Raw genomic sequence first — 19,607 nt, forward strand, 5'->3', positions numbered from 1 at the left:
TGCATTTTCTTAATTCGTGCGTGCTATACTGGTTCCGGTTCAATAAATGGACAGCAAGTCATCATGTCCTAAGAGAGTGTTTTGAGGCACAAACATCAGAAGGTAGCCGAAAGACTAACCTTCCTTATTCATTTGGAGGTAATTATGGAAACGGAAACGATTTATCATTTTGTCGGCATCAAAGGTTCCGGGATGAGTGCGTTGGCATTGATCCTGCATGGAAAAGGCTATAGAGTCCAAGGTTCCGATGTCGAAACTTATTTCTTTACGCAAAAAGGTTTGGATGATGCAAGCATCACAATCATGCCATTCAACGAAGCGAATATCACACCGGGTCTGACGGTCATCGCAGGGAATGCTTTCCCTGATTCCCATGAGGAAATCGCTAAAGCGAAAGAACTTGGTTTGACGGTTATACGCTACCATGATTTCATAGGCGAATTGATCAAAAACTATACGAGCGTCGCCATAACCGGTTCTCACGGAAAAACAAGCACAACCGGTTTGTTGTCCCATGTGTTGGACGGGATTGCTCCGACTAGCTATTTGATCGGCGATGGCACTGGCTTCGGCCGGGAAGATGCGGAGTACTTTGTGTTGGAAGCTTGCGAGTACAGACGTCATTTCTTGGCCTATTCACCGGACTACGCCATCATCACGAACATCGATTTCGATCACCCGGATTACTACCAGGATATCAATGATGTTTACAGCGCGTTTGCTGCGTTTGCATCCCAAGTGAAAAAAGGCATCATCGCGTGTGGGGAGGATGCCTATGTCCGTGAACTGAAAGGCAAATATCCGGTAACGTTTTACGGGTTCGCTGAAGACAATGATGTTGTCGCCAAAAATGTCACGAAAAACACAAACGGCAGTCAGTTCGATGTGGAAATAAATGGCGAGTTGTTCGGTCATTTTGAAATCCCATCATTCGGCACGCACAACATCCTCAACTCATTGGCCATCATCACATTCTGTTGGTTGGAAGGCTTGGACAAAGACAAGGTCGCTGCTCAGCTGAAGACTTTCTCAGGCGTAAAACGTCGCTTCAGCGAAAAATATATTTCGGATATGGTCGTCATCGATGATTATGCCCATCATCCATCCGAAATCCGCGCTACACTCGATGCAGCTAGACAAAAATACCCTGAAAAGGAAATCATTGCGATTTTCCAACCGCATACCTTCACGCGCACGGTTGCTCTGCTTAGTGAGTTCGCCGAGGCGCTGGAATTGGCCGACAAGGTCTTCCTTTGCGATATCTTCGGCTCCGCTCGTGAAAAGGACGGACAGGTTTCGATCGGCGATTTGGCCGAAAAAATCGAAAAAGGCGCAACGGTGTTGAACGTCAACAACATGTCTCCGCTTTTGCAGTTTCATGATGCTGTCGCCATTTTCATGGGTGCAGGGGATGTTCAGAAGTTTGAATTGGCTTACGAAGAGCTGTTGAGCCACAGTGTGCCGACAAAAAATTAATTCAATGCATCAAAAAAGTCCAGGAAGCAATTCTTGGGCTTTTTTTGATGCAAGACAGAGCGGGCTTGGTCCGGTTATCTGAATAAATAGGCCCAAACGGTTAAACGGCTTTTATCGGAACGGGGTTTTTGATATGATAGACATATATGTGTTCAAAGAAAGGAAAAGTGAAAATGGGTCTGAAAGATATAAAGCTTGGGAAATCGATTGATGAAATTCAAGAGGGGGATTCGTTGACTGTCACCGAAATCATCGAAGACAAAGATATTTTGCTGTATCTTGGGTTGACGAATGACGGGAACCCGCTCTATATTCAACATGATTATTCGCAGACGACTCGGTTTCATAAACCGATCGTGCCAACCGTATTGTTGGTGGGGATTTTGACGAGCAACGTTTCCAAACATTTACCGGGTCCGGGTTCACATATTGTGGACGTTTCTTTGAATGTGATCGAACCGATCTACCATAACAACATGATAACCTTCAACTTTGAAGTGGAGCGCGTGGACGAGCGCCGTGAACAAGTCACAATCAGCGTTGTCGGAACGAATATGGATAATGAACGAGTATTGGATGCTGAATTGATCGTAGAGACACCCCGCAAATTGATTTTTGATGAGGCAGAGAACGTGATCATGAACGAGCGAACTGAAGTCGAGGAGAATGCCGATAAGGTAGTTTATCCTACAACGATGGCAGATGACGATTCAGAATAAGCAGAGTTAGGATGTTAACAGATGACTGATAAAAAGAAAAAATTACTATTGGTGGATGGCAGCAGTGTGGCTTTCAGATCCTTTTTTGGATTGCCGAATCTGGATGGGTTCCGCAACAAAAACGGCTTGCATACGAACGCGCTCTACGCCTTCAATAATATATTGGAACGCATCTTCCAGACAGAAGAGCCGACGCATCTGTTGGTAGCATTCGATTCAGGAAAAACGACTTTCCGCAATGCCCTTTATGGCGACTACAAAGGCGGGCGTGCAAGCATGCCGTCGGAGTTATCCGAACAGTGGCCCTATTTTGGCGTCCTTGTCCATGCCTTTGGTGGCAAGACGTATGAATTGGTCAATTATGAAGCTGACGATATCATTGGGACTTACTCGCGGATGGCCGATCAAGCCGGCTATGATGTCGTCATCATTTCAGGCGATAAGGATATGATCCAATTGACGACGGATAATATCCGGGTCGATATCACCGTCAAAGGCGTGTCGGAATTGAAATCCTACACCCCGGACGTCATCCGTGAAGAATACGGCATCGAACCGAGACAGATCATCGACATGAAAGGTCTGATGGGCGACTCGTCGGATAATTATCCGGGCGTCACTAAAGTAGGCGAGAAGACTGCTTTGAAACTCTTGACCGAATATGGTTCCATCGAAAATCTATACGAGCATATCGATGAACTGAAGAAAAGCAAGATGAAAGAGAACCTTATCAATGATAAAGAGAATGCGTTCATGAGCAAAACTTTGGCTGCAATCGATCTGGACTCGCCGGTGACATTGAAGCTTGATGAACTGGCGGTTGAAGGCAAACAGATCGACAAACTGACCGACTTTTACCGCGAAATGGATTTCAATGGCTTCCTGGACAAACTGGGCGTGGCCTCGGAAGACCGCTCGGAATCCTTCGAGGACATCCATTTCGAAGTCCTGACCGAGATCCGCCCCGAGCATTTTACGGACCGGATGGCACTGTATGTAGAGATGCTTGAAGACAACTACCATGACGGGAAAATCCTCGCAGTCAGCTGGGGAACGGATGAAAAGATTTACACAGCTTCATTAGAAACAGTGCTGGCAAGTGTTGTTTTCAAGGAATGGGCTGAAAATGCCGGAGCCCATAAAATTGTGTACGACGGCAAACGGACGATGGTCATGCTGCATTACGCCGGTATCGCGCTGGCAGGCATCGACTTTGATATCCTGCTGGCTTCCTACATCCTGAATGCGAAGGACAACAGCAAAGATCTTGCGCAAGTCGCCCAGGAATACGGCTACAACGATGTCTCCTTTGATGAGGCCATCTACGGAAAAGGCGCTAAAACGGCGGTTCCCGAGGATGCAATACTGCATGACCATTTAGCGCGCAAAGTGAAAGCGATCCAGGCGCTGTTTGCCCAATTGAACGCTGAACTGGAAAGCAACGTGCAAAAAGATTTGTATTACGAAATGGAGCTGCCGTTGTCGTTTGTCTTGGCGCACATGGAAATTCAAGGGATCAAAGTGGAACCGCAGCGCCTGTTGACCATGAAAGAAGAATTTGCCGGCCGCTTGCTTGAAATCGAAAAAACCATCTATGCCGAGGCGGGTGAGGAGTTCAACATCAACTCACCGAAGCAGCTGGGTGTCATCCTGTTCGAGAAGATGGGCTTGCCCGCCATCAAAAAGACGAAAACGGGCTATTCGACAGCGGTCGATGTCTTGGAAAAACTGCAGGCGCAAGCGCCGATCGTGGAGCACATCCTGAATTACCGACAGTTGGCCAAGCTGCAATCCACCTACGTGGAGGGACTCCTGAAATTCATCAAACCGGAAACAGGCAAGATCCATACGCGCTATCAACAGACGTTGACGCAGACCGGCCGTTTGAGTTCCGTCGATCCGAACCTGCAGAATATCCCGATCCGGATGGAGGAAGGCCGGAAAATCAGACAAGCTTTCGTTCCGCAACAAGCAGGTTGGAAGCTGTTCGCCTCCGACTATTCACAAATCGAATTGCGTGTGCTGGCGCATATTTCCGGGGATGAGCATCTGCGCGAAGCCTTCCTGGAAGGCCAGGATATCCATACTTCGACAGCGATGCGTGTATTCGGCATCGAGAAACCGGAAGACGTCACTGCCAATCTGCGCCGACAAGCGAAAGCCGTCAATTTTGGTGTTGTTTATGGCATCAGTGACTACGGTTTGTCCCAAAACCTGAACATCACCCGAAAAGCTGCTCAAGAATTCATTGACCGTTATTTCGACAAATATCCGGGTGTGAAGCAATTCATGGAGGATATCGTCAAGGAAGCGAAAGAGACTGGTTATGTCGAAACGCTGTTCCACAGACGCCGTTACCTGCCTGACATCCATAACCGCAATTTCAATCTGCGCTCCTTTGCCGAACGCACCGCCATCAATTCGCCGATCCAAGGCACTGCCGCCGACATCATCAAAGTGGCGATGGTCCGGATGGATAAAGTCCTTAAGGAAAAAGGGCTTCAAGCGAATATGTTGTTGCAGGTGCATGATGAATTGATCTTCGAATGCCCGGAAGAAGAGATTCCGGTCTTGGAAAAATTGGTGCCGGAAATCATGGAGCATGCAGTCGACTTGGCTGTGCCGCTCAAAGTGGACAGCAACTCCGGAGATAGCTGGTATGATGCAAAATAAACAAGGAACAAACCGATAAATGAAAGGGGCCTGCTTATGCCGGAATTACCAGAAGTAGAAACCATCCGCAAAGGACTCATCAACCTTGTCGGAGGAGCCGTCATCATAGATGTAGCCGTCTTTTGGGATCGTATGATCACGCCGCCTTTCTCCACGGAACGTTTCAAGACGGTTCTGCGGGGGGAGCAGATCCACACCATCGAACGCCGCGGCAAGTATCTGATCTTTTTGTTGGACCACTGGGCGATGATTTCCCATCAGCGGATGGAAGGCAAATATGAGGTCAGCGAAGCCGGTGAACCGATCAAGAAGCATACGCATGTCATTTTTTATCTCGCCGATGGCCGCCAATTGCGTTACCTTGATGTGCGCAAGTTCGGTAAATTTACGTTGTTGCCGATCGAAAAGCGGGATGAGTATGAACCTTTCAAAAAAATGGGGCCGGAACCGACCGCGGATTTCTTCAAATTGAGCAAATTCAAAAAGGATCTTTCCAAGTCGCATCGCGCAATCAAAGCGGTCATCCTGGACCAGAATATTGTGGCCGGCGTCGGGAACATTTATGCGGATGAATCACTTTTCCAAGCTAAAATCCATCCCCTGCAAGCCGCCGATACAATCGGCCCGGCTGCAGCCAAAAGGCTGCATGAAGCCGTCATGGATGTGATCAGTAGATCAGTGGAGGCCGGAGGGTCGACGATCCGGACCTACAAAAATACGTTAGGAGAGGCCGGTAAATTCCAAGTCTCTCTTGCCGTTTACGGTCAAATCGGGCAACCTTGTCCGAACTGTGGTCATCCGATCGAAAAGATAAGGGTTGCACAGCGAGGAACGCATTATTGTCCGCATTGTCAACAACTGCCGAAGACGCGTTCAAAGGCACCAGACATCACTGATATTGCCTACAAAGGGGCGAAATAAACGAACATGAGCTATATATTAGGACTTACAGGAAGCATCGCTACAGGGAAATCGACTGTAGCGAAGCTGTTTTTGTCTGCGGGCATTCCGGTTGTCGATGCAGACTTAGGAGCAAGGGCTGTCGTTCTTCCGGGTGCACCAGGGTTAGCGGACATCATCGAACATTTTGGGGAAGCCTATCTGCTGTCTGATGGTACGTTGGATCGCAAACGTTTGGGAGCGCTGATCTTTTCGGATAGGGAGAAGCGTAAAGAACTGGATGTGTTGCTGAAGGAGCGCATCAATGATTGGATACAGGCAGAAAAAGAGCGTTATATTTCGGAAGGGCACAAACTGATTGTGCTGGATATCCCATTGCTGTACGAAGGCGGGTATGAGGACAGTTGCGATGCTGTGATGGTCGTCTATGTTCCAGAAGAACTTCAAGTGCAAAGGCTGATGAGCCGCAACCATTTGGATGCGGATGAAGCTACCCGGAGGATGCAAAGTCAGCTATCGATCGAGAAGAAAAAAGAACTGGCTGACTTTGTCATCGACAATTCCGGAACAATTGAAGAAACAAAAAAACAAGTCAACGATTGGCTGCTCAAACATAGAACTGTGTAGCCTGAAAGTGCCATAAAGACCATCTTTTCAAGTTTTTTGAGCCACAAGTATGTTATAATGAAGCGATAATAAACGAAAGAAAAGGGGGAAAGCCGATGCAATGCCCAAAATGTCACTATCACGGATCGCGTGTTGTCGATAGTCGTCCGGCTGATGACGGGAAAGCCATCCGCCGCCGTCGCGAATGCGAACAATGCCATTTCCGCTTCACTACATTCGAAAGGATCGAGCAAACGCCGCTGCTTGTCATAAAAAAAAATGGCGCACGCGAAGAGTTCAGCCGTGAAAAGTTGTTGCGGGGATTGATCCGCTCCTGCGAAAAACGGCCGATCGCCCTCGAACAACTGGAGACTGTCGTCAATGAGGTGGAAGCCGAAATCCGAGCGCTTGGAGAAAATGAAGTATCCAGCATCGTCATCGGGGAATACGTCATGGACAAGTTGGCCAAAATTGATGATGTCGCCTACATCCGTTTCGCAAGTGTTTACCGCCAATTTTCGGACCGGAAAACCTTCCTTGATGAATTGAAGAATATGGAGAAGAAAAAAGCCGAACAAGCGGCTGCTGAAGCTTCAGACATCCAACCATCCGATGCTCCTCCCCACGAGGCAGCCTCCGGAAAGGAAGACAATGAACAATGAGTTATCCATGGCAAAATATAAGTCCTAAGGATGCTTTCAGAGCAAGCCAGACGAACTTGATTTCCGATGTGGACCGCAAAATCCTGACGCAATTGTATCAGCCTATCATCGGGCCGCAAGCGTTCAGCCTTTATTCGACGTTGCTTGCGGAGATTCCGCAGGAGAGCTATTGGAGCAAGGAGTTGCTTCACACCGAATTATTTGCTCTATCAAACAGCGGAATCCAAGAGTTCTATCAAGCGCGCGTGAAATTGGAAGGGATCGGTTTGCTGAAGACATTTCTGGTAAACGAGCCTGAGAAGCAATACCTATACGAATTGCAGCAGCCGCTGTCCAGTCATGCTTTTTTCAGTGATGACCTGATGGGGTTGCTGTTGTACGAAAAAGTCGGCGAACGGAAATACCGCGAGTTGCAGCAACGGTTCAGTCGGCAAGTCCGTGACCTAAAAAATGCAGAAAATATCACAAAGTCCTTTTTGGATGTTTTTTCTTTCTCGGAAAGCGCCTTTACGGAGCAAGCGCGGCTGCGGCAGAACGATAATACGTTGTTGGGTGATAATGCGGCAAGTCTGCCCGTTATCGAGAACGATGGGTTTGACTTCTCGTTTTTCCGGCAGTTGTTGAACAAACAATTCGTCAAACGTGATTCCATCACAAAGGAATTGGAGCACACAATCACTATCCTCTACACGCTGTATGGTTGCGACGAACTGCAGATGGCTCAATTCATTCTGGAGGCCGCCGATATCGAATCGGGAAAAGTAGACGGAGAAGCGCTCAAAAAAATTGTATCCGATGCCTATGAACAGAGACACAGCACCCGTTTGGAAGTTAAGGACAAAGTCACCCAGAGTATCCAACTGGCTAAAGATACTGAGAAAGGCCGGGAACAAAAATTGATCCAGGCACGCTTTTCCAGTGAGGAGATCTCGTTCATCAAGGCGTGTGAACAATTGACGCCGCATCAATTTTTGACGAGCATCAAAAAGCAGAAAGGCGGCATCGTGACCGCTTCGGAGACGCAATTGCTGCGCACGCTGATGGAGAAAGCCGATTTCAAGCCGGGTGTGCTCAATGTACTGACGCACTATGTGTTGGTCATCCTCAACAATCCGCATCTTTCCAAGGCCTATGTGGAAGCCATCGCAAACGATTGGCTGCAGGATGGTGTCGATTCGCCGGAAAAAGCGTTGGCGAAAGCAAAACAATTCGCCGGCGAGATGAAAGCGAAAGCTGAGAAGCGGGCAGCCAGCCGAACAACCGCGAAGAATTACGGGAAAACGGTGGCGCGCAAGAAAGAAAACTTGCCGGATTGGGCTAAAGATGAGCAAAAAGCGGTTGTGGAAACACCGCTGACGCCGGAAGCGCAACAAAAATTGAATGAACGCATCAAAAAATTAAAAAGTAGCGGAAAGGCAGGGGATGAGTGATGGATCATATCGGAAGAGCATTTTACAAATATATGAATAATCCCGAAATCAGCCAACGCTACAAAGGCATGATCGACACAATCATGAAGGATGCCGATGTGCAGGCGTTCTTCCAGAAACACGAAGAGCGACTGTCGCGGGAAATCGTCGAGAGAAGCTATTCGAAATTGCACGAATATGTGCAGGAAAAAGAGAAAATCAAGCTGGGGAAAGAATCGCAGAATCCCGGTTATGAGCCGAACCTCGTCTTGAATGCCGGTTACATAGATGTCGTCTATACACCGACGGACGAGACAATGGCGAGGGAAAAAGAAAAGGAATTGCGGAGCCGGGTCCATTCCATGTCGATGCCGAAGGATGTCCGCACGGCGACGTTGGAGCGGTTTGTCCAATCAAACGAGCGGATGCCGGCCATTCTGGAATCGTTGAATTTTATTGATTCATTCAATGGGGATCCGAAAGTGCATCACCAAGCGCTTTATTTCTATGGTCCATTCGGGGTAGGGAAATCCTATCTGCTGGGTGCGATTGCGCATGAATTGGCGATGGGGGGCCATCTGACGACATTGATGCATTATCCGACCTTCACGATGGAGATGAAGCAGGCGATCCAGAGCAACACGGTCAACGAAAAGATTGATGCCGTGAAGAAAGCTGAGATTCTGATGTTGGACGACATCGGAGCGGAAGCCAATTCCACCTGGATCCGTGATGAAGTGCTCGGTGTCATCCTTCAGTACCGGATGCAGGAAGACTTGCCGACCTTCTTCAGTTCCAACTTTACGATGCAGCAGTTGGAGGAACATTTGCGCATGGGCAACCGAGGCGACGATGAACCGATGAAGGCGAAACGTCTGATGGAGCGGATCCGCTTCCTGTCGCGCGAGGTCCCTATGACCGGGAAGAACCGCCGCTTCGAGCAATAGGCTGACGGAGCGCTGTGCTGCAATAAAAAAAGTTGGCTAGCTTCACGGGTAAGCATGTTCAGCTTTTAATATTTTAAACTTGAAAACAATTATTTTTTGTGTTTAAATGGACTACAGATGAAACGAAAGACAAATCGATGAGAAAGACACCGGTGGATGAACTGATTTTTAGCGAGGGATGGCTTGGTGAAACATCCTAATCAATCATGTATCGACCCCTTTCGAGAGATTCCCTGAAACTTCAGTAGGGGGAAACGGTACGCTCGTTATCGCGTTCAAGTAAGGATGAGGCAGAATCTTAAGCGGATGGCTGTCGCACTCTTTGAATTTGGGTGGAACCACGTAGACACGTCCCATTTCCGGTACAAGCTGGGGATGGGCTTTTTTTATTGCCTTTTTTAACATTTAGGCACGTACAGAATTTAATTAACTGGAGGAATCAGCATGTCAGAAATCAAGATCACTTTTCCTGATGGCGCCGTAAAAGTATTCGAAGCCGGCGTAACAGTGGAAGAAGTAGCAAAAAGCATCAGCAACAGCCTGGCCAAAAAGGCTTTGGCAGGGAAATTCAACGGGGAATTGGTGGATTTCACCCGTTCATTGGAGACGAATGGTTCGCTTGAAATCGTGACACCGGATCATGCAGACGGATTGGGTGTCCTGCGGCACTCGACTGCCCACTTGATGGCGCATGCCTTGACGCGTCTTTTCCCTGAAATCCATTTCGGTGTAGGGCCAGCGATCGAAACTGGTTTTTATTATGATACCGATATGGAAGTGCAGCTTGCCGAAGAGGATTTGCCGAAAGTCGAAGCAGAAATGATGAACATCGTGAAGGCGAATTATCCGATTGTCAGACGTGAAGTGAGCCGCGCGGAAGCGTTGGAAATCTTCGCAAACGACCCGTACAAAGTCGAATTGATCACAGCATTGCCTGAAGGTGACATCATCACTGTCTACACGCAAGATGACTTCACTGACCTTTGCCGCGGTGTCCACGTGCCGGCAACAGGCAAAATCCAAGTCTTCAAGTTGTTGTCATTGGCGGGTGCCTACTGGAGAGGGAACTCGAACAACAAAATGATGCAACGTGTGTACGGAACAGCCTTCTTCGATAAAAAAGCCTTGGCTGAATTCATCAAAATGCGCGAAGAAGCAAAAGAACGCGATCACCGCAAATTAGGCAAAGAGCTGGACTTGTTCATGATTTCCCCTGAAGTCGGTTCCGGCCTGCCTTTCTGGTTGCCTAAAGGCGCAACGATCCGTCGCACGCTTGAGCGTTACATTGTCGATAAAGAAGTGAGCCTGGGTTACCAGCACGTCTACACACCAATCATGGCGAATGTGGAATTGTACAAGACTTCCGGCCACTGGGACCACTACCATGAGGACATGTTCCCGCCGATGGATATGGGCGATGGCGAAATGCTGGTGTTGCGTCCGATGAACTGTCCGCATCACATGATGGTCTACAAAAACGACATCCACAGCTACCGCGAATTGCCGATCCGCATCGCGGAATTGGGCATGATGCACCGTTACGAAAAGAGCGGCGCCTTGTCCGGTCTGCAGCGCGTACGCGAAATGACATTGAATGATGCCCATGTATTTGTCCGCCCTGATCAGATCAAGGATGAGTTCAAACGTGTGCTGCAGTTGGTCATGGATGTTTACGCAGACTTCCAGATCAGCGACTACCGGTTCCGTCTGAGCTACCGCGACCCTGAAGACAAAGTGAAATACTTTGACGACGATGATATGTGGAATAAAGCGGAAGCGATGCTGAAGGAAGCGATGGATGAATTCGGTTTGGAATACTTCGAAGCTATCGGTGAAGCTGCTTTCTACGGCCCTAAATTGGATGTGCAGTTCAAAACAGCCTTAGGTATCGAAGAAACGATGTCCACGATTCAATTGGACTTCCTGTTGCCTGAGCGCTTCGACCTGACTTATGTCGGTGAAGACGGCGAAAACAACCATCGTCCGGTCGTTATCCACCGCGGCGTCATTTCAACGATGGAACGTTTCGTCGCTTACCTTATTGAAGAGTATAAAGGTGCATTCCCGGTATGGTTGGCTCCCGTCCAAGCTACTATCATCCCTGTTAATTTGGACTTGCACGCTGATCAAGCTTTTGAAATGAAAGCCGTAATGGAGCAGTTGGGTATGCGCGTCGAAGTCGACGACCGCAACGAGAAGATGGGTTACAAGATCCGTGCTTCCCAGACTCAAAAAATCCCTTACCAACTGGTCATCGGTGATCAGGAATTGCAGAACGGAACCGTCACTGTCCGCCGCTACGGCTCGAAAGAAATGACTACTTTGAACATGGATGATTTCTTGGCTGACGTTCAATCTGAAATCAAAAACTTCAAATAATCTTATCAAATCCACATCTTTCTGAGCAAATCATGATACAATAAGTTTCAGTGATGTAGCTTTGATTCTGTTAGCTTGACGAAGGCCCGGAACATGGCAGTTTGTGTTCCGGGCCTTTATTTTCTTATATATTTTGCTGGATAGGGGATGAAGGGTTTATGTTAAGAGAAGAATTGATGAAAATGCTGGATGGCCGTGAAGACGACATGATTGCTTTGCGCCGTCATTTCCACGAGCATCCTGAATTGTCATTCGACGAGAAAGAAACGGCTGCGTTCATCGCCCGGTTCTATGAAAATAAATCGGTTGATGTACAAACGCACGTCGGGAACGGCTATGGCATCATCGTCACGATCAAAGGAAATCAACCCGGCCGGACCATCGCGCTTCGGGCAGATTTCGATGCGCTCCAGATCGAGGAGCAGACCGGTCTGCCGTTCGCATCGAAAAATCACGGTGTCATGCATGCTTGTGGACACGACGGGCATACCGCTTACCTGATGATCTTGGCGGATTGTCTGATCCGCTTGCGGGACCAATGGGAAGGAACCGTCAAAATTGTGCAACAACATGCCGAAGAGATGGCTCCGGCCGGTGCCAAGAGCATCATGGACTCCGGCTTATTAGATGATGTCGATGAAATCTATGGCATCCATTTCTATCCGGACTATGAAGTGGGTACCGTCTTTTATACGAGCGGATTCGCCTACGCTGGCTGCAGTGACATCAAAGTCACGATCCAGGGGACAGGCGGGCATGGTTCGCAACCGCATCGCTCCAATGATACGATCGTGGCGGCCTCCAGTTTCGTGATGAACCTGCAGACCATCGTTTCCCGGCGCATCAATCCTTATGACATGGCTGTCGTGACGATCGGCTCTTTCGAGGCGGTCGGCAGCAGTAATGTCATCAAGGATAGTCTGATTCTGCGCGGGGATGCCCGCTATATGGATCTTGAGGTGGGAAAAGTCATCGAGGAACACTTCCACCGGATCGGTTGCGGTCTTGAGGAGATGTATGACGTGAAGGTAGAAATCGACTACAACTCCGATTACCCGCCTTTATACAACCATCCAAAAGAGACGGCCAAAGCAGTAGGTGTTCTGGAACAAAACGGTATCGGTTCTTATCTGAACCAAGTCATCGCAACTTCTGCCAACACTGGAGCGGAGGATTTCGGACAGTATCTGTTGAAAATCCCCGGCGCTTTCCTGAATGTCGGTGCCCGTCCGAACCAGGCAGAAGTGTTCAATAATCATCACCCAAAATTCGACATCAATGAAAAAGCTCTATTGGTCGCAGCTAAAGCAGTCGCTGACATCACCCTTGCGGCGTTATCTGCAAAATGAGCGTTTAGGAGGATAAATATGGATTTAGAGAAGATAGAAGTCGCTGTCCAAATGATTTTGGAGGCGATTGGGGAAGACCCGAAGCGCTCAGGGTTGCAGGATACACCGAAGCGCGTGGCGCGCATGTATGCAGAAATTTTTTCCGGTCTCGAAAAAGATCCAGCCGATCACGCCAAAGTGATCTTTCATGAAGATACAGACGAAATCGTGTTAGTGAAGGATATTCCTTTCTATTCAACTTGCGAACATCATCTGGTTCCGTTTTTTGGTGTGGGGCATATCGCTTATATGCCGAAAGATGGACAGGTGATCGGTTTGAGCAAACTTGCCCGCATCCTGGATGAAGTCAGCAAAAAACCGCAGATACAGGAGCGCATCACGACGACGGTTGCGGATATTCTGATGGAGCATCTGGAACCGAAGGGAGTCATGGTCGTTTTGGAAGCCGAGCATATGTGCATGACCATGCGCGGCGTGAAAAAACCGGGCAGCAAGACTGTGACATCCGCAGTCCGTGGTGGATTCAAACAATCCTTCAAATCCAGAAGTGAAGTACTGGAATTGATCAAACTTTAAACGAAGTACACGCTGATGAGGAGAATGGACCTTGAAATTAACGACAAAGACGAAAGTATATGAACTGTCACAGCGCAGTTACATTATGGGAATCCTAAACGTGACGCCGGATTCATTTTCCGATGGCGGAGAGTGGAACACGGTCGAAAAAGCTGTCGCCCACGCGCTGGAAATGGTTGCTGATGGCGCCGATATCATCGACATCGGCGGGGAATCCACCCGTCCTGGTCACACGCAGATATCTGATGAAGAGGAGATTGCGCGGATTGTGCCCGTCATTGAAGCGCTAAAGAAAGCGGTCGATGTGCCGCTTTCAATCGACACTTACAAGTCGGCGGTCGCTCGAGCGGCTTGCGAAGCCGGCATTGATATCATCAATGACATTTGGGGCTGCAGGTACGATCCTCAGATTGCAGCTGTGGCGGCGTCATTTGATGTGCCGATCATTTTGATGCACAATCGGGAAAAGCCGGATTATGCCTTTTTGATCGAAGATATGTTGACTGATTTGGCGGAGAGTGTGCGGATCGCAGTGTCCGCAGGCGTCAAAAGGGAAAACATCATTCTCGATCCCGGCTGCGGATTCGGAAAAACCTATGAAGACAATCTGAATGTGGTCCATCATCTGAAGCGGTTTGCGGATCTCGGCTACCCGTTGCTGCTGGGAACGTCCCGCAAACGGTTCATCGGAACGGCATTGGGGGATATCCCCTTCAAGGAGCGCGATCTGGGGACAGCCGCCACGACTGCATTAGGCATCGTAAACGGTGCGCAAATATTCCGCGTGCATAATGTAAAGGCCAATGCAGAAATGGCAAGGATGATGGATATCATGTTAAAAAAAGGAGAGAGCCCGATTGGATAAAATCTATTTGAATAATCTACAGTTCTATGCTTTCCATGGATTGAATGCGGAAGAAAAAGTGTTGGGACAACGTTTTAACGTAGATGTTGTGCTGCATACTGATACAAAAAAAGCCGGTTACAGCGACAAGATGGAGGATTCCATCCATTACGGACATGCCTACAAGGCGGTCAAAGCAGTAGTGGAGGGCGAAAACTTCAACCTGATCGAAGCTTTGGCTGAGCATATTGCCATCGCTTTGTTTGCGCGTTTTGATGGGTTGCAAGCCTGCCAAGTGAAAGTGATCAAGCCGGATCCACCGATCGTCGGCCATTACGATTCCGTTGCGGTGGAGATCTACCGCGAAAGGGAAGGGAGCTAAGCGCATGCCTATCGCGTACATTGCATTAGGCACGAATCTGGAGCCGCGTGCAGCCCATCTTGATAAAGCCTTGGAGCTTTTCCACTCCTTGTCGGGTGTCGAAGTGAAGCGCGTATCTTCTATTTATGAATCGAAACCGGTAGGCTATCTCGATCAGCCTGATTTTCTGAACCTAGTGTTTGAAGCAGAAACGGAATTGTTACCTTTGGATTTGCTGGACAGCTGCCAAACTATCGAACAGGAGCTCGGTAGAGTACGGACGATTCGATTCGGACCGCGTACCTTGGATGTCGACATTGTTTTGTACGGAGTGGCGAGTATCGATGAAGAACGGCTTACTGTGCCGCATCCGAGAATGCAGGAGCGCTCCTTCGTACTGTTGCCGCTGCAGGAACTGAATCCGGAGTATGTCGTTCCGGAATGGAACAAGACAGTCAATGAATTAGTGGCGGAATTGCCAGCGAAGGATCTCGAAGAAATCTGGAAATACGCACCGGAATCCTGAATGTCTGAACGTATATTGAAAATGAAGATTTTTGTTGAAATGCTCTTGACGTTTTTATTTTAACAAGGTATACTGTAAAAGTTGAGAAATTAAGCAGAGGCACCCGCTTCTCGCCTAAGTGGACAATTGCGTCCCTGGGCCAGATATGTACAAGTAACTTGCAGCAATGCGAGTATTGTCGGCGGGGTTAGTATGACCCGCCGACTTTTTTCTGCGTTCTTTCTCTCAAATATCATGGAGGTGAACGACCATAGCAAAAGATATGATGGTTAACGACGGCATCCGTGCCCGCGAACTACGCATCATCGGTAGTGACGGCGAGCAACTAGGAGTCAAATCGAAAAGTGATGCATTGCAGATTGCAGAAGCAGCTAATTTAGATTTAGTTTTGGTATCGCCAAATGCAAACCCGCCCGTTGCCCGTATTATGGATTACGGTAAGTTCCGTTTCGATCAACAAAAACGTGAACGTGAAGCCCGTAAAAACCAAAAAGTGGTAAGCCTTAAAGAAGTACGCTTGAGTCCTTCCATCGACGAAAATGATTTTCAAACGAAATTGCGGAATGCACGCAAATTCTTGGAAAAAGGTGACAAAGTGAAAGCATCGATTCGATTCAAAGGACGTGCGATCACCCACAAAGAAATCGGACAAAGGGTCCTTGATCGCCTTGCTTCTGAGCTTACTGACGTTGCGACGATTGAATCTCATCCTAAAATGGACGGAAGAAGCATGTTCTTGATGTTGGCACCCAAAGCCGATAAATAAATTTGTAACTTAATTTAGGAGGAAAGACAAATGCCAAAACAAAAAACTCACCGTGGTTCAGCTAAACGTTTCAAAAGAACTGGTAACGGCGGACTAAAACGTTGGAGCGCTTTTACAAGCCATAGATTCCACGGAAAAACGAAGAAACAAAGACGTCAATTGCGTCAAGCTTCAATGGTTAGCGCATCTGATATCAAACGTATCAGCCAACAATTATCACAAATGAAATAATTCTAAATAACAACAATAAGAGATAGAACCATGGTTCTAATAAGGAGGAAATCACTATGCCACGTGTTAAAGGTGGGACAGTAACCCGTAAACGCCGCAAAAAGATTATTAAATTATCTAAAGGTTATTACGGTTCAAAACATACATTATTCAAAACAGCTAAAGAACAAGTAATGAAATCTTATACTTATGCTTACAGAGACCGTCGTCAAAAGAAACGCGACTTCCGTAGATTATGGATTGCCCGTATCAACGCGGCTGCTCGTATCAACGGCATGAGCTACAGCACTTTGATCCACGGATTGAAACTTGCTGGTATCGAAATGAACCGTAAAATGTTGGCTGATTTGGCTGTTACAGACGCTGCGGCATTCGCTGCAGTAGCTGAGCAAGCTAAAGCTGCTTTGGCTAAATAATTTTTGAATCGCTGCCTCCCCGGTCATTGACTGGGAGTGCGGCGATTTTTTGTTTTTCTTGTAGTAAATGCTATACTTATTTTATGTCACTAAATCAATGGGGGTATCATTTTGGAAGAGAAAGAATTACAAATGCTGATCGATTTGACGGATGCGAGAGGCGTTCCAGGCAATGAAGGGGAGGTCCGAGAAGTTTTTAGACGCTACGCGGAACCTTTCGCTGAAAGTTTTTCGCAGGACGGATTGGGCGGGCTCTTTGCCAAACATACAGGGGCGGAAGAAGGGCCAACTATTTTATTGGCGGGGCACTTGGATGAAGTCGGCTTCATGGTCACAAGTATCACCGAGAAGGGATTCGTCAAATTCCAAACATTAGGTGGATGGTGGAATCAGGTCATGCTGGCCCAACAAGTGGAAATCACCAACTCTAAAGGCGAACGTTGCCACGGAGTCATCGGTTGTAAACCGCCACATGTACTGACGCCGGAAGCGCGCAAAAAACCTTATGAAATTAAAGATATGTTCATCGATATCGGTGCTTCTTCGAAGGAGCAAGTAGCAGAATGGGGCATCAAACCTGGCGATATGATCACGCCATACATTTCTTTCAAACGCATGAACAATTCCAAATTTCTTTTAGCGAAAGCTTGGGATAACCGCATCGGACTTGCCGTTGCACTGAAAGTATTGGAAAATCTTGCAAATACTGCGCATCCGAATATAATTTTCAGTGGCGGCAATACTCAGGAGGAAGTGGGGCTGCGTGGTGCAAAGACAGCCACACATATGATCCGTCCGGACATCGCCTTTGCTTTGGATACAGGAACTGCTGGAGATACACCGGGAATGACGCCTCAAGAAGCGGATTCCGAATTAGGCAAAGGGCCGCAATTATTGATTTATGATGCATCGATGATCCCGCATCGTGGTTTACGCGATTTTATTGTTGGTGTTGCCGAAGAATGTGAAATTCCGTTCCAGTACACGGTCATCACAGGTGGCGGAACAGATGCTGGTGCTCAGCATCAGAGCCTGGATGGTATTCCATCTTTTGCTATTACTGTTCCGGTACGATACCTGCATTCACACACTTCCATGATCCATGAGGATGACTATTTGAACGCAGTCAAATTAGTCACTGAAATAGTCAAACGTTTGGATGCGGAAACAGTCAGACAGATCCGCGAAAACGTCTGACAATATGCAAAACATGGACATCTGTCAAAAAATATCCACATATTTTTGCGGAGTGATAGAGTAAGATATAGATAGTGATAAAGTAGGTGTCAAGAAAGCAAGAGGAGGGGATGGAAGGATGGAGAAGTTGAAGCGACGTATCGTAATCATCGGCGGTGGACTTAGAGGATTGACAGCTGCTTATGAAATCGATAAAGCCATCCGGAAACAAAACCTTCCTTTTGAGTATGTCGTTCTGGAGGATCGATCCGCAGTGGGCGGTATGATCCATACGATTGAGATGGACGGGTATGCGTTTGATGTAGGCGCATCAGCTTTCGATTCAAGGCGAGCGGATATTTCCGGGTTTTTTCGGGAATTAGGCTTGGAAAGCGAAATTCAATTCAGCAAAGGTGGGAAACTGGTGTTGTTCGATGGGAATGCAGTCATCGATGACGTTATGTCTACCTACCACGGCATACCACTTTTTCCGAATGGTATTTGGCAAGCCAATGGATTGACCTTTGATGCAAAGTTCCGAGCGTTCATGAATAGTCTGTTTTTGTCCAAAAACTTGCATGAGAACCCTGAGTATTCAACTGACAACTTTTTGGAATTTCGTTTGGGACGGGAAGTGGTCGACTATATGGCTGAGCCCTATTATCCTGATAGCGTCTACGGCTCTATGGAATTAATGCCGGTAAAATTGTTCGATGACAATTTGGTGACCATTTTCGGAAGGGCACATATCGGAAAAAATAAAAAAGAACAGTTGTTGCGTTTTGCGGATGGATCCGGTCAGGAGTATACCTTCAAAGGCGGACTGACAACCTTAATCAAATCTTTGGCCCAGCACTCGGAAGGCCATCTGTATGTGAATCAGAAAGTGAAATCATTGAGCAGTGTTGCGGAAGACTTGCTGCTGATTGAATTGAATGGACGTGAATCCATGCGTGCCGGAAGTGTTCTCGTCACAACAAACCCTCAGGAATCCTTAAGTTTTTTGGAAGGTCTTACCAGTGAGGTTGCTATCCCGAAAGCCGAAAGTACCAGTGTCGGAACCGTTTTTTTCAAAATAAACAAAACAGCAGTCAAAAATCCGCCTGAGGGACAAGGATTTGTGATTCCGCGAAAAAGTTCCTATCATACTACCAAGGTTGTTGTCCTGAACAACAAATGGCCGTTGCTTGAGCAGGCTGAACACTATTATATACTTGTGGAATTCGGCAGACGTTTGGAAGAAACCTTGATAGAATTAGCTGATGCTCTCGTGATGGAGATCATCAAGAATGAAGTGAAGGAAATTTTGACTTTGGCTGAAGAACCTCTACAGGTCATTTTTTATCGCTGGGAAAAAGCCGTACCGCATTTCAGTCTGCAGCAAAGACAAGAGATGCTGGATGATGATTATCCAGTCGATAGAGAGTATGCAAAAAGAGGCGTTTTTGTCGGAGGGAACGGAATGACGGGTTATGGAATGGAAAATGCCATCATAGAGGGAAAACGCTTGGCTGATGAGGCGATCCGCTACATGAAAGAAATGGAAAAGAACAACAGTCCGAATTAAAAATGAAACAGTTCGCCTATCTGT

The 19,607-nt window shown here is 47.6% G+C and carries 19 protein-coding genes and 1 other annotated feature; all 19 genes read left to right on the top strand.

Annotated features, from left to right (window positions below; all coding sequences use genetic code 11):
* Positions 1-144 precede the first annotated feature (144 nt).
* The 19 genes from murC to hemG all read left to right on the top strand — a co-directional run bounded on the left by murC (position 145) and on the right by hemG (position 19,583).
* Entirely contained in the window at positions 145-1,476 is a 1,332-nt protein-coding gene (murC, locus tag TES5_RS03680; RefSeq protein WP_068559906.1) for a UDP-N-acetylmuramate--L-alanine ligase, read from the top strand.
* A 173-nt stretch (positions 1,477-1,649) separates the two neighbouring features.
* The gene (locus tag TES5_RS03685; RefSeq protein ID WP_068559907.1) at positions 1,650-2,195 is read left to right on the top strand and encodes a MaoC/PaaZ C-terminal domain-containing protein; all 546 of its coding nucleotides are present in this window, start codon (positions 1,650-1,652) and stop codon (positions 2,193-2,195) included.
* A 21-nt stretch (positions 2,196-2,216) separates the two neighbouring features.
* Complete coding sequence (gene polA, locus TES5_RS03690; RefSeq protein ID WP_068559908.1) at positions 2,217-4,868, top strand: DNA polymerase I; 2,652 nt, start codon at positions 2,217-2,219, stop codon at positions 4,866-4,868.
* A 36-nt stretch (positions 4,869-4,904) separates the two neighbouring features.
* Positions 4,905-5,789: a DNA-formamidopyrimidine glycosylase gene (gene mutM / locus TES5_RS03695; RefSeq protein WP_068559909.1), complete on the top strand. Its 885-nt coding sequence runs from the start codon at positions 4,905-4,907 to the stop codon at positions 5,787-5,789.
* A gap of 6 nt (positions 5,790-5,795) precedes the next feature.
* Positions 5,796-6,395: a dephospho-CoA kinase gene (gene coaE, locus TES5_RS03700; protein ID WP_068559915.1), complete on the top strand. Its 600-nt coding sequence runs from the start codon at positions 5,796-5,798 to the stop codon at positions 6,393-6,395.
* Between the two features lie 95 nt (positions 6,396-6,490).
* Positions 6,491-7,036 carry a transcriptional regulator NrdR gene (nrdR, locus tag TES5_RS03705; protein WP_068559917.1) on the top strand — a complete coding sequence of 182 codons (546 nt, stop codon included), beginning with the start codon at positions 6,491-6,493 and terminating at the stop codon, positions 7,034-7,036.
* Complete coding sequence (locus TES5_RS03710) at positions 7,033-8,466, top strand: replication initiation and membrane attachment family protein (RefSeq protein ID WP_068559919.1); 1,434 nt, start codon at positions 7,033-7,035, stop codon at positions 8,464-8,466. The genes nrdR and TES5_RS03710 overlap by 4 nt, the downstream gene beginning before the upstream one ends.
* On the top strand, positions 8,466-9,392 hold the full coding sequence (dnaI, locus tag TES5_RS03715; protein WP_068559921.1) for a primosomal protein DnaI: 927 nt from the start codon (positions 8,466-8,468) through the stop codon (positions 9,390-9,392). The genes TES5_RS03710 and dnaI overlap by 1 nt, the downstream gene beginning before the upstream one ends.
* Positions 9,393-9,836: 444 nt before the next feature.
* Positions 9,837-11,771: a threonine--tRNA ligase gene (gene thrS / locus TES5_RS03720; RefSeq protein ID WP_068559923.1), complete on the top strand. Its 1,935-nt coding sequence runs from the start codon at positions 9,837-9,839 to the stop codon at positions 11,769-11,771.
* Positions 11,772-11,929: 158 nt separating this feature from the next.
* The gene (locus tag TES5_RS03725) at positions 11,930-13,120 is read left to right on the top strand and encodes an amidohydrolase (protein WP_068559924.1); all 1,191 of its coding nucleotides are present in this window, start codon (positions 11,930-11,932) and stop codon (positions 13,118-13,120) included.
* A gap of 18 nt (positions 13,121-13,138) precedes the next feature.
* A complete protein-coding gene (gene folE, locus TES5_RS03730) occupies positions 13,139-13,696 on the top strand; it encodes a GTP cyclohydrolase I FolE (protein ID WP_068559925.1) in 558 nt (185 codons plus the stop codon).
* Between the two features lie 85 nt (positions 13,697-13,781).
* Positions 13,782-14,561 carry a dihydropteroate synthase gene (gene folP / locus TES5_RS03735; protein WP_083546429.1) on the top strand — a complete coding sequence of 260 codons (780 nt, stop codon included), beginning with the start codon at positions 13,782-13,784 and terminating at the stop codon, positions 14,559-14,561.
* Positions 14,554-14,922 carry a dihydroneopterin aldolase gene (folB, locus tag TES5_RS03740; protein WP_068559928.1) on the top strand — a complete coding sequence of 123 codons (369 nt, stop codon included), beginning with the start codon at positions 14,554-14,556 and terminating at the stop codon, positions 14,920-14,922. The genes folP and folB overlap by 8 nt, the downstream gene beginning before the upstream one ends.
* A gap of 4 nt (positions 14,923-14,926) precedes the next feature.
* Positions 14,927-15,427, top strand: a complete 501-nt coding sequence (folK, locus tag TES5_RS03745) for a 2-amino-4-hydroxy-6-hydroxymethyldihydropteridine diphosphokinase (RefSeq protein WP_068559930.1) — start codon at positions 14,927-14,929, stop codon at positions 15,425-15,427.
* 85 nt (positions 15,428-15,512) lie between these two features.
* Positions 15,513-15,646 (top strand) — a sequence feature (ribosomal protein L20 leader region).
* A 43-nt stretch (positions 15,647-15,689) separates the two neighbouring features.
* Positions 15,690-16,193: a translation initiation factor IF-3 gene (gene infC, locus TES5_RS03750; RefSeq protein WP_068559932.1), complete on the top strand. Its 504-nt coding sequence runs from the start codon at positions 15,690-15,692 to the stop codon at positions 16,191-16,193.
* 30 nt (positions 16,194-16,223) lie between these two features.
* A complete protein-coding gene (gene rpmI / locus TES5_RS03755) occupies positions 16,224-16,424 on the top strand; it encodes a 50S ribosomal protein L35 (RefSeq protein ID WP_068559934.1) in 201 nt (66 codons plus the stop codon).
* Positions 16,425-16,480: 56 nt separating this feature from the next.
* Complete coding sequence (rplT, locus tag TES5_RS03760) at positions 16,481-16,840, top strand: 50S ribosomal protein L20 (protein WP_068559936.1); 360 nt, start codon at positions 16,481-16,483, stop codon at positions 16,838-16,840.
* A 111-nt stretch (positions 16,841-16,951) separates the two neighbouring features.
* Positions 16,952-18,037 carry a M42 family metallopeptidase gene (locus tag TES5_RS03765; RefSeq protein ID WP_068559938.1) on the top strand — a complete coding sequence of 362 codons (1,086 nt, stop codon included), beginning with the start codon at positions 16,952-16,954 and terminating at the stop codon, positions 18,035-18,037.
* A gap of 118 nt (positions 18,038-18,155) precedes the next feature.
* On the top strand, positions 18,156-19,583 hold the full coding sequence (hemG, locus tag TES5_RS03770; RefSeq protein WP_068559940.1) for a protoporphyrinogen oxidase: 1,428 nt from the start codon (positions 18,156-18,158) through the stop codon (positions 19,581-19,583).
* The last annotated feature ends 24 nt before the right edge of the window (positions 19,584-19,607 follow it).

The organism is Trichococcus sp. ES5 (assembly GCF_900067165.1).
In the GTDB taxonomy this organism is placed as follows: Bacteria; Bacillota; Bacilli; order Lactobacillales; family Aerococcaceae; genus Trichococcus; species Trichococcus flocculiformis.